This window comes from Formosa bonchosmolovskayae (genome assembly GCF_051016085.1).
GTDB lineage: Bacteria > Bacteroidota > Bacteroidia > Flavobacteriales > Flavobacteriaceae > Formosa.
Map to the genome: position 1 here is coordinate 1,360,758 of NZ_CP174605.1, position 12,530 is coordinate 1,373,287.

A 12,530-nucleotide genomic window follows, 5' to 3' on the forward strand; every position below is an offset into this window, starting at 1 on the left:
CTAATTAAGAATTAGCTTTTTAGTAGTAGACGTGTTCCCGGAAGTGAATTTTAAAATATAAATACCACTTTGTAAATTATCTAACTGTAATTCTTTATTGTAAAAACCGGAGTTGTTTTTTAAAGATGTGGCAAATACTTTAGCGCCTGTTAAAGCATATATAGCAACTTCATTATTTGAAGATGTTAGTGCATTTACGTCGTAAACTAAATTTATTTTTTTATCGGTTGTTGGATTCGGATATACACTAAAGCTTATAGATTCGTTTACATTATCAATACTTAAACGTTCTGTAACGTCTTCATAAGTGAAAGATAAATTTCCTGTAGACATGCCTTCAAAACTTGTAAATACTAATCTGTAGATTGCCCCCGATTCTGTTTTTATATAATACGCTTTATTGGGGTTAACTTCGTAACTATACGTATTCATACTAAATGTTTTCCAGTCCGATCCGATAGTATTAATATCTTCAGAATACGTTAAGTTAGAAAGATCTGTATTGTCATTTTCTTCATCATTTATAGCAACCGAAATACCAGAATTTGTTAAGATTCCTGTTACTAGATATTTAACCATATTACCCTCGTTATCCTCTACATCTGTATAATATCTGTTAAATACAAGATGCCATGCGTCCATAGCAGGTTCTGCAATAACCTTACTTCCGTTTTTTATAGAAAAGTAATTAAATCGATTATTTTCATTTTCGCTATTGGCAATAGTTTCCGTTTTGTCGTCACTCCAAGTGGTACCGTTCCAAGTTGCATATTTGAACGTGTAACCACCATAAAAATCTTCGTTAATAAATTTGGCATACGTACCATCTGCATATTTTAAAACAAAGATTACCGAACCCAAAACATGATGGTTAGCCATATTGTATTCTCCCCAACCGTAAGTGGCAGAACCGCTATCTATCGAGCCAGAAGTCCAATCTGTATCTCCGTTATATAATTTTGTCCAATTCGCTTCATTCGTCACGTCTATAGCCGACCAATCGTTTGTGTTGTTTGAAGCTTCAAAAACATCGACTAAGGCATTTGTTCGAATACTCATACTCATCGAGCTCGTTCTTAAGAAGCCAATATCCCAGGCATCTGCTGTAAAACTTGTTTCTGTTTGAGTGTCTAAATTGTAGTAAACGGTACTTTCGTAATTTGGTTGCATAGATAGTGATACTTCGGTTTCCTGTGCGAAAGCAGTCGTAAAACAGCATAAAAAGCATAATAATTGTAAAGTTGTTTTCATAATGATTAATTTGATAATGATTTAAAAATTCAGTTTTATTGTAATAATTCATAAGTGAATTCAGGGTAACCACGTTCACCTTCGTTGTTGGTGAACGCTAAAAATTGGAGCTTATACACATTGCCATTAGGATCCTTTATTATGTAAAAGCGATCGGTTAAAAGTTTATGCTTCGGTACAATTTCTCTCCAATTACTTCCAATTGTAATTTGGTTGCTTGAAAATTTTGAGGAATTTACTTGCGATAGAGTGAAGTCTTCGTACGTAGATTCGCTATTGATTATTTGATAACTTAAGACGTCTCCTTTTGTGTTTTGAGTAACAAAATCTGAATAACCATAACTTCCTGCACCTTCTATAATATTTGAAAAAACAGTAAATGAAATGTCCCATTTATCTTTTTCTGGTTCTACAGAAACTATAGTATTAGTATTGAAACTGAAGTGTGAAAAATTATAATTCGAGTCTTTAGAGATTTTAATTTCTTGATGAGAAGTATCGTTTAAATCTGCATACTGAAGTAAATACCCATTCTCACGTTTCAGTATTCTAACTTTCTTCCAGCCCCGAGCATCTCCTGCAATGGCAACGCTTCCGGTTATGGCGTCTGCAGAGCCAACGTCGTAGCCTAAGTTTATTAAATAGACATTGTTTTCGGAATCAATGTCCGATATTTCATCAATCGCGGTTTCCAAGATATTTCCGTTAGGTGCATCTATATATGCCTGGTTTAAGGGGTCGAACGTACCGACTGCGATTTGTTTTTTCTCGTTGGCCACCGATTCTGAAGTTACTGCATCGATATTGGTTGAGTTTAAACGGCCGGCTGCCATGTAAATGGTTCCGTTAATTGCGACTCTAAATGCATCTCCGTTGTAAAATCCTAAATCCCAAGAATCGCGAATAACGTCTGTCGTTGCCTGACTACTTAAATCAATAAATACCTGATTGGCTTCGTTAGGTCCGCCAATATTTGGAAAAATTCGTCCACCTAAAGACGCTTGTGCGCTTATTGTATAAGTTGAATACCCTTGAATTTGTGCATTGCTATAATCTATAGAAGAAATTTTAAATTGAATCGATGTCGTTTCGTCTAAGAAGGGGTTTAGTTTCTCGAATTGAATAACATCAGAAACAGCTCCCGATTGTATTTGTAGTGTAATGCTTTGGTTTGAAGCCTCTGGAATAGTCCTGTAATCGATACCATAAATTGCGTTTTCTGCCTCTATTTGAATCGTAACAGTTCCGGTTTCTTGAGATATTTCGGAATACACTAAAGAAATATCTTTAATAGTTTCAATCTCTTGAAAATTGGCCGATAGGTTAGAAAATGCTACCACAAAAGGATCTTCGCTAAACGTATTGTCTTCGCTACAAGATTGTAGGAACACCAATAATAATATGGAACAATATATAGGGATATACTTAAGTTTTAATCGTGTCATGGCTATAAATTAAGGTTGTAAGCAAGTTTTATAAAGTAAGATCGTCCGTATCCTAAAAGAAGGCTAGATGGTGGTCCGTCGTGCGTACCTCCGGAAAAAGCGGTAGTGTTTACATTGTTAACATCTAATATATTCCGAACACCAACTGTGATATCGAAAGCATTATTAAAGCATTTTTTTCTAGCTGTTAAGTCTAACCAGCTGTAAGCATCTGTAGTTCCTTTTACATATTCTGTATGTCCTGCATCGTTGGTTTTTTCAACAAACTGATCTTGTTTTCCAACATGTTTATAGTACAGTGCAAATGATGAATGCCATTCTGGTACATTGTAGCTAAGTGTACTGTTTAATTGAAGATTATACAAAAAGTCGTTGTTATGTTTTGTACTTGTATCTAAGGTTTTAGAAATTCCTAGTACCGAAAACCCGAGTTGAGCTTTAATTCTTTTGTATTGCAGACTGTTTTCTGAGAAAAACCCGAAGGATGTGTATGCATCTATATTATTGTATTGGTAGGATAAAGGGTTTTGTTCTACAATTATTAATTCTATACGATCGGCGATATCTAAATAGGATGCGCTTATTTTATTATTCATGATTAAGCCATCATTGTTCAATTTGAATTGTTTTTTTAAATGCAAGAATGCAGACACCCCTTTTTCTGGATTAAGTCCTGGGTTACCTTGTAAGTTATGATTAACATCGACAAAGTAGGTGAACAGCTCGTCGTAGTTTGGGGTTCTATTTGCCGAACCAATAATGGCTCTAAACTTATAATTGTTTTTAAATATGTATTTAGAGCTTAGAGAGAATACATATTGATTGTTGAATAAATTTGAAAACGAAATTCGCGCTCCAGGTCGTATTGAAAAGACTTCTGAGAATTTAAATTCTGAAGACGCAAACAGGTCATAACTGTTTAATTTTTGTTCAACCTTATTATCTTCTGGATTTATGGTAATGGCTAAAGGTGATCCATATCCTTTTTCGTTTGTAATTTCGTAACCTAATTGTAAACCTAAGGTTTCACTGTCTATTAGATTACTAAATGTTCCGCGAGAAAAGAATGCTTTTCTCGATAAGTATTCGCCTTCTTTATTATTTAATTTTTCATCTTCACGAATACGATACTGGTATTGTTCAATATCTTTAGTTTGCGATTGATAAGATACTGAAACATCGTAATTAACTTGATTAGAAATGAGTCCGGTACTATTTATATGGTGATAATATCGATTATTGGTATACATTTCATCTAGAGCGACAGGATCACTCGTTTCAGTAGCAGGATTGGTGTTTAAGTCTACAGAGGTATTGTACTTTTCAATATGTTCGTTGAAGTAATCGAACTTGTAAAAAATATTGAAATGTTCACCCTTATAGTTTAATAAAGCTTTTGCGTTTTGTTGGAGTTTTGGTAACCAATCGTGACCGCGTAAACCATCATTATTATCATAGTGTTCTCCGTTTTTATTACCCCAATACCCTGCAAAATCATTTCTTGTATAACCAATGCTTCCGTATAATTTATCTGTAAAATTATGATTGATTTGTAGCGACTGAATGTGTCTCCCTTTCTCGAACCATTCATACTCATCTCCAACAGTTTCCTCTTGTAAGTAGGCTTTAACTTGAGTTTTATAAGCTGAGGATTTTTTAGTTATGATATTAATAATCCCTGAAACTGCATTCGAGCCATACTGAACGCCCATAGAGCCTTCAATAATTTCAATTTGTTGAATATCGTCTAGATTAATGAGTGTCAAATCTGTGTTGTTACCCACGCCTTCTTCATTAATAACAGGAACATTGTCTATTAGGACTTTAAAGTATTGAGAATCCAATCCAAATAAACTAACACCAGACTTACCTGTAGATGCATTTGGTAAAATGTTAATATTAAGCGTCTGATTTAATAAATCTGCTAGGTTATTAGCTGCTTGTTGTTCTATAGTATTTCTGTTTATCACTTTAACTTCAAACACAGATTGTACAGCAGATTGGGCATTGTACTGCCCAGTAATTACAACTTCGTCTAATGCTTCTATTGAAAGTGAGTCTGCAGTTTGTTGTTGAGCAGTTAATACCGTGCTAGATAGAAGAATTAAAAAAAGTAAAATATTATTTTTATTTAGACTCATTCTTGTTTAGATTTGTAGCAAATATATAATCTTATTTTAATTGAGTCTAAATAAGGTTAATTTTTTTTAATAAAAATTAAGACCCAACCAAAAACTATGAAAAAATCTATATTGCTATCATTATGTGTTACCATAAGTATTATGAATACTGTCGTTGCTCAGAAACAAAAAAAGGAAGATCAGAAAGCGATTAAGGATATGTGTGGCTGTTACGAAGTAAACTTTAATTTTACTGAGACCTTCAATTACGTAGACGACTCGACTTATGTCCCTTCGGAAGTAAAACACGATAAAGGTTTAGAATGGGTAGAATTGGTTGAAGATTCTAAAGATAAAATTGCATTACAACACTTATTAATTGTTGGCGATCCTGCGCATCCACATATTGTGAAACATTGGAGACAGGACTGGGAATACGAAAACACCGACTTATACACTTATAATGGCGATAACGAATGGACGTATGTAAATCTGCCTAAAAGTGAGGTAAAAGGACAGTGGTCACAGAAAGTATTTCAAGTAGATGATAGTCCGCGTTACGAAGGCTCTTCATCTTGGGTACACGTCGATGGAAAAAGCTATTGGGAGAATACTACTACAGCACCCTTACCAAGACGTGAGTATACTAAGCGTAGTGATTACAATATTACACTAAGACGAAACCGTCAAGAAATTACAAAAACAGGTTGGATTCACGATCAAGATAACGATAAAGTACTTCGCGAAGCGGGAAAAGCAGATGTGGTAATTGCCCAAGAAAAAGGATACAATACCTATACTAAAGTAGACGATAGTAAATGTATTGCTGCACAAGATTATTGGAAAAAAACAAGCGCAAAATGGGCTTTAGTGCGTTCTAAATGGGATGAAGTTTTTGCACGAGATAAAAATTTATCTTTAGAAGAAAAAGTAGACAATAAACAATTATATAAGTATTTGTTTTCTGAGGAAGACTATCAAAATGAGGAAGATATTAACGCTATTATAGAATCTTTCGTAAAAAAATAAGCATGAAAAAATCAGTATTAAGAAATGGAATTTTAGGTGCGTTTTTAGCACTAGGGACACTTGTTCAAGCCCAAGAATCGAATGTGTTCTTAGATCGTGACTTTTGGGGAACGAATCCAACAGTCGAGGTTATCGAACAGAAAATTAAAGAAGGAAACGATCCTGCTCAACTTAACGGAAGAAGCTTCGATGCTGTGGCGACTGCTATTTTGCAAGGGGCATCTAATACTAATGTTTACCATCTACTAAAAAAAGAAGGAAACGATGTTAATAAGTTAACTCACGATGGCCGTACTTATATTTTCTGGGCAGCAAATAAAGGGAATGTAGAGCTTATGGAGTACCTTATTAAGCATGGTGCTAAAACCGATATTTTAGATAATCACGGGTATTCGCTATTAAACTTTGCCGCAGCAACAGGACAAAAAGATACTAAGGTTTACGATTTATGTTTAGCTAACGGTGCTAAATTAACCGATTTAGATCATCATGGTGCTAATGCTTTATTATTGGTGTCTCAACGTGCTAAAGATTTTAGTACAATCAATTATTTTATATCAAAAGGTTTAGATCTTCATAGTAAAGACGCCGATGGAAATGGGATTTTTAATTACGTTGCTAAATCTGGAAACACAAAAATGTTAGATCAGCTTATTGCAAAGGGTGTCGATTATAAAACCTTAAATAATGAAGGTGGAAATGCTATGATTTTTGCTAGTATTGGTGGTCGAGGCTCATCTAACGACTTAAGTGTCTTTAAATATTTAGAAGATAAAGGGATTAAAGCCAATGTTACTACTAAGAATGGTTTAACACCTTTACACGGTTTAGCAGGAAAAAGTAAAGACGAAGCTGTTATAAAATACTTCTTAGCCAAAGGAGTGGATGTAAATCAGGCCGATCAAAATGGAAATACTCCATTTTTAAATGCATCTTCTAACAATGATTTATCAATTATTACTTTACTTGAGCCAAAGTTAAAAGATATTAACTATACCAATAAAAAAGGAGAGTCTGCTTTAGCTTTAGCTATTAAAAACAATACTACCGATGTTGTGTCTTATCTGCTTAAAAAGAAAGCCGATATTAATGTTGTAGATGCTAGTGGAAGCAATTTAACAACCTATTTAATGGAGTCCTATTCTCCAAGAAGTGAAGCCGATTTTAAATCTAAATTAGCGCTATTATCAGCAAACGGATTAGATATTTCTAAACCTCAAGCAAATGGGAATACATTATATCACTTAGCTTTAGATCAGAATCACTTCGAATTACTTAAACTTGCAAAACAGTACAAAGCCGATATTAATGCTGTGAATGCCGAAGGAATTTCACCATTATTAAAATCTGCAATGTCATCTCAAGACGATGTTGTTTTAAAGTATTTGTTAGAAAACGGAGCCGATAAAAGCATGACTACAGAGTTTGAAGAAACGGCTTACGATTTAGCTAGTGAGAACGAACTTTTAAAAGCAAACAACGTAAACATTAACTTTTTAAAATAATAAGCATGCATAAATTTTCGATATTAAAAACAGTTTTTGCCTTGGCATTTGTGGTTTTTAGTTTTTATTCTTTTAAACCTCTAGAAGCTTCAACTAAATACAAATGCATGTTGCAAATGACGAATTATACGGGAGAAGGTGCTTACGTAGTAATCTCGTTAATTAATCCTGAAGGCGAATACGAAAAAACCTTGTACATGCAAGGAGACGACGACGAGTGGTACAACGATTTAACCGCTTGGTTTGATTTTTACGGAAAAAAACGTAATAATATTGATGCTATTACGGGAGCTACTGTAGCAGGCGGACAACGCAGTATTAATGTTATTGAAATAGAAGATTCTAAAATCGATGCAGGGTATAGTATTCGTTTTGAATCGGCTGTAGAAGATCAAGAATATTACAAGCAAGATGTTGAATTTGAATTAACATCTGCGAGTGTAAAAAGTAAAGTCGAAGGTAAAGGGTTTATACGTTACATACGTATGATTCCTAACTAAATAATAATAAAGTATGACAGTTTCAATATGGAGATATAGCCACCTTGCGCTGGCTGTATCTTCTTTTGTGTTTATAGTGTTGGCCTCGTTAACGGGTATAGTTTTAGCATTCGAACCTATTTCTAATCAGGTGCAACCGTATCGGGTTCACGATTTTAATGAGGTGTCGTTAGCCGAAACAATACAACATTTAAAAGACAATTATATTGAAATTTTAAACGTCGATGTCGATGTTAACGAATTCGTTTCTGCATCCGTAATCACTGAAGAAGGAGATGCCGAAACATTTTATATCAATCCGCGAACAGGTGAAAAAATTGGCAATATTATCGAAAAATCGCCCTTGTTTCAATGGACAACAAACTTTCATAGATCGTTATTCTTAAAAACTACTGGACGTATTTTTATCGGAATTACGTCGTTTTTACTCTTCTTAATTGCTGTTTCGGGAACTGTCTTAATTGTAAAAAGACAGCGCAGTTTTAAACGCTTTTTTAGTAAAATTGTAAATGAGAATTTTGCACAATATTATCATGTTGTATTAGGACGATTATCTTTAATTCCTATTATTATTCTTACGCTCACCGGAGTCTATTTATCTTTATATCGCTTCGATTTATTGCCAAAAGAAAATCTTACACATAATGTAAACTATGATGAGATTTCTGAAACTCCAAAACGCGAGTTACAAGATCAATCTATTTTTAGCGCTACTAAATTATCTGAAGTCAGAAGCGTAGAATTTCCATTCTCCGAAGATGTAGAAGATTATTACACGCTTCAATTACAAGATCGTGAAGTTTTAGTGAATCAATATACTGGCGATGTTTTAAGTGAATCTAAATACCCGTTTATTGCTATTGCATCTCGATTAAGTATTAATTTACATACCGGTCAAGGCAGTATCTTATGGGCTTTAATTTTAGCCATTGCGTGTCTTAATATTTTGTTTTTTGTGTACTCTGGTTTCGCAATGACCTTAAAACGTCGCAAGGCCAAGCTGAAGAATAAATTTAAAAAAGACGATGCCAAATTCATCATTTTAATTGGGTCGGAAAATGGGAGTACAGTGCAATACGCCAATATGTTGCATAAGCAATTATTAAAACTAGGGGAATCTAGTTTTATTGCCGAATTAAATGCGTTTTCAACTTATAAATCCTGCGAACATCTGGTGATAATGACGGCGACGTATGGTCAAGGGGAAGCTCCAGAAAATGCAAATAAGTTTGAAACTGTATTTGAAAAAATGCAATCGGATCATGCGTATAGTTTTTCAGTTGTTGGATTTGGTTCATTAGCGTATCCGGATTTCTGTAAATATGCTTTCGATGTTGACTCTTTATTACAAACAGACTCTAATTCTGTTCAGCTTTTAAAACCATTTACAATCCATAACAAATCATTCGAAGCCTACACGCAATGGATTAATTTATGGTCTAAAAAAGTGGGCTTACAAATTCAATTGGCTGGCGAAGATCTTCTAGAAAGTAAAAAAAGAAAACGAACCTTTACGGTGGTTCATAATACAAATGCAAGCGATAATCCAGACGATACGTTTACTATAGCTTTTAAACCTAAATTGGGATTAACACGTTTTAAGTCAGGCGACTTATTGGCTATTCAACCAGAGCCAAATAGTGTTGAGCGACTGTATTCTGTAGGAAAGGTTAACGATACTGTTTTTCTAAGCGTAAAACGTCAGGAGTTAGGGTTGTGTTCTAATTATTTAAACAAATTACATACTAACGAGGCTATTAAAGCGCGGTTAATTAAAAACAAGGAATTCCGATTGTCTACACGTACAAAGCAGGTGTTAATGATTGCAAACGGCACCGGTATAGCGCCATTCTTGGGTATGATAAATCAGAATACTACAGGGCAAAATATGCAATTGTATTGGGGAGGACGCCAAGAATCCTCTTTCGAAATATATAAATCTATTATAGATGAAGGTCTAAAAGCAAACAAGCTTCAAAAACTCGAAATTGCTTATTCTAGACAATACAATAACAAACTGTATGTGCAACATCTTCTAGAGCGTGATGCAGAACAGGTGGCGCAAGTTTTAAAACAAAAAGGCGTGATATTAATTTGCGGATCTATAGCCATGCAAAAAGATGTTCTAATTGTATTAGAAGCCATTTGCGAACGTTATTTAGAGCATTCTTTAAGTGTGTATAAAAATAAAGGGCAACTTAAGCTAGACTGCTATTAATCGTTAGGAAAAATATCTTTCTTTTTCTCATTTACTTTATCTTTAAATGCAGGATATAGTTTTGTAGATATGGCTATTACTGGTTCGTAAAGTATAGAGGCTTCAATATCTTTTTTATCCATAAACGGAATAGTATCGTTTAAATTTCCGAAGATATTTAACGCGATACTTGCAATAAGACCAATTTTAAGCATGCCAAAAATAGCTCCTAAAATTTTATTTACAATGCCAAGAAAAGCAAAATCGGCAAGCTTTGTTAATGCTTTTCCTGCTAGACCAATAGCTAAAACAATAACAATAAATGTTACCGCAAAGGCTACAATAGTCACATAGTTTTCGTCCCAATCTACTTTGTGTTCAAAGAGAGAAGCGGTAAAGGCGCTAAAGTGAATGGCTCCAAAAATTCCTATTATAAGGGCAAGCAAAGACGCTATTTCTACAAATAAGCCGTTCATAAATCCTTTAACTAAACCAAATAGGAGAATAACAGCAAGGATAATGTCTAATAAAGTCATAATGAATTGGTTGTTTTATCAAATATAATATTTAAAATGAATTTGTCATATTTTATGCGATGTTTAGGATATTTGAGGTCCTATTTTTTAACTTTGCACCACGCATTTTAAGCGTAATAAAAATTATATGTCTAGAGACGAAGAATTAAAAACACGATGGAAAGACGTCGTTACTAAATTATCTAATCAGTTTGCAGACGGAGATACTTTAGATCTTGATTCAATTATTTATTTAATTGGTTTACAGGAATTAGGACAGTTAGACCGTACGTTTAAAAAGGATCAGAAATTAGATTTGATGCATATCGCAATCTGTAAACTGTTAATGCCTTATGGATACTACGAATTTGATTATGTAGACGAAGATGGTTGGCCACATTACACTGTTAAAGAACAACTACCTGCTTTAAAAGCGGGAGAACAAAGTGTTTTAATGAAAGAAGCTATAGTAAACTATTTCGTTGAAACCGAATATATAAAGTAAGAATTATTAAATTTGCATTCATTTTTGAAGGAATATCATGATTGATAAAATAAAAGAACTTATTGCTGAAGCAGAAGCGTTTAAAGCACAGTCTAAAGACGAAGTTGAAGCATTCCGTATTAAATACTTAGGTAAAAAAGGATTGTTAAACGATTATTTTGCTGAATTTAAAAACGTGGCTAACGACCAAAAGAAAGAATTTGGTCAAGCTATTAATCAGCTTAAAAACACGGCTCAAGAGCGCGTTGATGCTTTGAAAGCGGAGTTGGAAGGCGATGAGGAAGCGAAAGGTGTTTATGGCGATTTGTCTAGACCTGGTGAACCGATTTCTATTGGTGCGCGTCACCCAATTTCAATTGTAAAAAATCAAATTATTGATATTTTTTCAACCATAGGATTTAACGTTAGTGAAGGTCCAGAAATTGAAGACGATTGGCATAATTTCACAGCATTAAACCTACCAGAATATCATCCGGCGAGAGATATGCAGGATACGTTTTTTATTCAAACCGATCCAGATGTCTTATTAAGAACGCATACAAGTTCTGTACAAGTACGTTATATGGAAGATAATGCGCCTCCAATTCGTACAATTTCTCCGGGTCGTGTATATAGAAACGAAGCTATTTCGGCACGTTCTCACTGTTTCTTTCATCAAGTAGAAGGTTTATATATAGATAAAGATGTAAGCTTTGCAGATTTAAAGCAAACGCTTCAGTATTTCACGACAGAAATGTTCGGGAAATCTAAAATCCGTTTACGTCCGTCTTACTTCCCGTTTACAGAGCCAAGTGCAGAAATTGATGTGTATTGGGGATTAGAAACAGAATCTGATTATAAAATTACTAAAGGTACTGGTTGGTTAGAAATTGGTGGTTGTGGTATGGTAGACCCTAATGTTTTAGAAAACTGTAAAATAGATTCTAAAGTGTATTCTGGCTTTGCTTTTGGAGTTGGAATAGATAGAATTGCGATGTTATTACATCAAATAAACGACATTCGTTTGTTAAGTGAAAATGATGTGCGTTTCTTAGAGCAATTTAAGTCTACAATATAATTGTATGAAAAAAGATATAGAAATTCCAAAAGTTGAAGGTGTTTATGTGGCCGCTGTAAGAGTGTTTAATAAAGACCTGAATGTAGACGAATGGAATGCGTATATAGTAAATGATAAGGAAGTGGATTTAGAGATGGTTTTAATCGTCTCTAAAGGCCTTTCTAAGCATAAGAAAACAGCAGTGATGAGACATAAAGTTGAAAAGCTTCCTGCTAAAAGTTATGCCAAAATTGAATATCTTCAAGACGATATTTTGGCCTTAGTAAACACGTACGAAGTTTCCTTTTTTGAAGGCAACAAAATGTTTGATAAATCGTTTGTATTCAAAGAAAACACCATAAATGAAAACGCTTGTCAGCGTGTTCCAGTTATGAATGTTCAAGGTGTTTATGTGAAATAGGATTAC

11 protein-coding genes are annotated in these 12,530 nt (G+C 34.1%); 7 read left to right on the plus strand and 4 right to left on the minus strand.

The genetic code is table 11. From position 1 onward, the window contains the following. Genes ACKC83_RS05685 through ACKC83_RS05695 form a run of 3 tightly spaced genes read right to left on the minus strand, consistent with a single transcriptional unit; the run spans window position 1 to window position 4,837 of the window. A complete protein-coding gene (locus ACKC83_RS05685; RefSeq protein ID WP_434037331.1) occupies window positions 1-1,251 on the minus strand; it encodes a T9SS type A sorting domain-containing protein in 1,251 nt (416 codons plus the stop codon). Window positions 1,252-1,286: 35 nt separating this feature from the next. After that, window positions 1,287-2,696: an HmuY family protein gene (locus tag ACKC83_RS05690; protein WP_434037332.1), complete on the minus strand. Its 1,410-nt coding sequence runs from the start codon at window positions 2,694-2,696 to the stop codon at window positions 1,287-1,289. A 2-nt stretch (window positions 2,697-2,698) separates the two neighbouring features. Next, the gene (locus tag ACKC83_RS05695) at window positions 2,699-4,837 is read right to left on the minus strand and encodes a TonB-dependent receptor plug domain-containing protein (RefSeq protein ID WP_434037333.1); all 2,139 of its coding nucleotides are present in this window, start codon (window positions 4,835-4,837) and stop codon (window positions 2,699-2,701) included. 96 nt (window positions 4,838-4,933) lie between these two features. Between ACKC83_RS05695 and ACKC83_RS05700 the strand changes: the two genes are divergently transcribed. The 4 genes from ACKC83_RS05700 to ACKC83_RS05715 are packed head-to-tail and all read left to right on the plus strand — an operon-like array spanning window position 4,934 to window position 10,068. After that, window positions 4,934-5,845, plus strand: coding sequence for a DUF6607 family protein (locus tag ACKC83_RS05700; protein ID WP_434037334.1), 912 nt, complete (start codon window positions 4,934-4,936; stop codon window positions 5,843-5,845). A 2-nt stretch (window positions 5,846-5,847) separates the two neighbouring features. Next, window positions 5,848-7,350 carry an ankyrin repeat domain-containing protein gene (locus tag ACKC83_RS05705; RefSeq protein WP_434037335.1) on the plus strand — a complete coding sequence of 501 codons (1,503 nt, stop codon included), beginning with the start codon at window positions 5,848-5,850 and terminating at the stop codon, window positions 7,348-7,350. Window positions 7,351-7,355: 5 nt separating this feature from the next. Beyond that, on the plus strand, window positions 7,356-7,850 hold the full coding sequence (locus ACKC83_RS05710) for a DUF2271 domain-containing protein (RefSeq protein ID WP_414035737.1): 495 nt from the start codon (window positions 7,356-7,358) through the stop codon (window positions 7,848-7,850). A 13-nt stretch (window positions 7,851-7,863) separates the two neighbouring features. Continuing rightward, the gene (locus ACKC83_RS05715) at window positions 7,864-10,068 is read left to right on the plus strand and encodes a PepSY domain-containing protein (RefSeq protein ID WP_434037336.1); all 2,205 of its coding nucleotides are present in this window, start codon (window positions 7,864-7,866) and stop codon (window positions 10,066-10,068) included. Here the strand turns inward: ACKC83_RS05715 and ACKC83_RS05720 are convergent. Next, a complete protein-coding gene (locus ACKC83_RS05720) occupies window positions 10,065-10,583 on the minus strand; it encodes a CvpA family protein (protein ID WP_434037337.1) in 519 nt (172 codons plus the stop codon). The two genes, ACKC83_RS05715 and ACKC83_RS05720, sit on opposite strands and share 4 nt — an antisense overlap. A gap of 127 nt (window positions 10,584-10,710) precedes the next feature. On the opposite strand from ACKC83_RS05720, the gene ACKC83_RS05725 reads away from it, so the two are divergent. From ACKC83_RS05725 to ACKC83_RS05735, 3 genes are read left to right on the plus strand one after another with little or no spacing between them, the layout of a single operon-like run. Then, entirely contained in the window at window positions 10,711-11,067 is a 357-nt protein-coding gene (locus ACKC83_RS05725; RefSeq protein WP_414035734.1) for a hypothetical protein, read from the plus strand. Window positions 11,068-11,104: 37 nt separating this feature from the next. Then, the gene (pheS, locus tag ACKC83_RS05730; RefSeq protein ID WP_414035733.1) at window positions 11,105-12,124 is read left to right on the plus strand and encodes a phenylalanine--tRNA ligase subunit alpha; all 1,020 of its coding nucleotides are present in this window, start codon (window positions 11,105-11,107) and stop codon (window positions 12,122-12,124) included. A 4-nt stretch (window positions 12,125-12,128) separates the two neighbouring features. Beyond that, window positions 12,129-12,524, plus strand: coding sequence for a hypothetical protein (locus ACKC83_RS05735; protein WP_434037338.1), 396 nt, complete (start codon window positions 12,129-12,131; stop codon window positions 12,522-12,524). The last annotated feature ends 6 nt before the right edge of the window (window positions 12,525-12,530 follow it).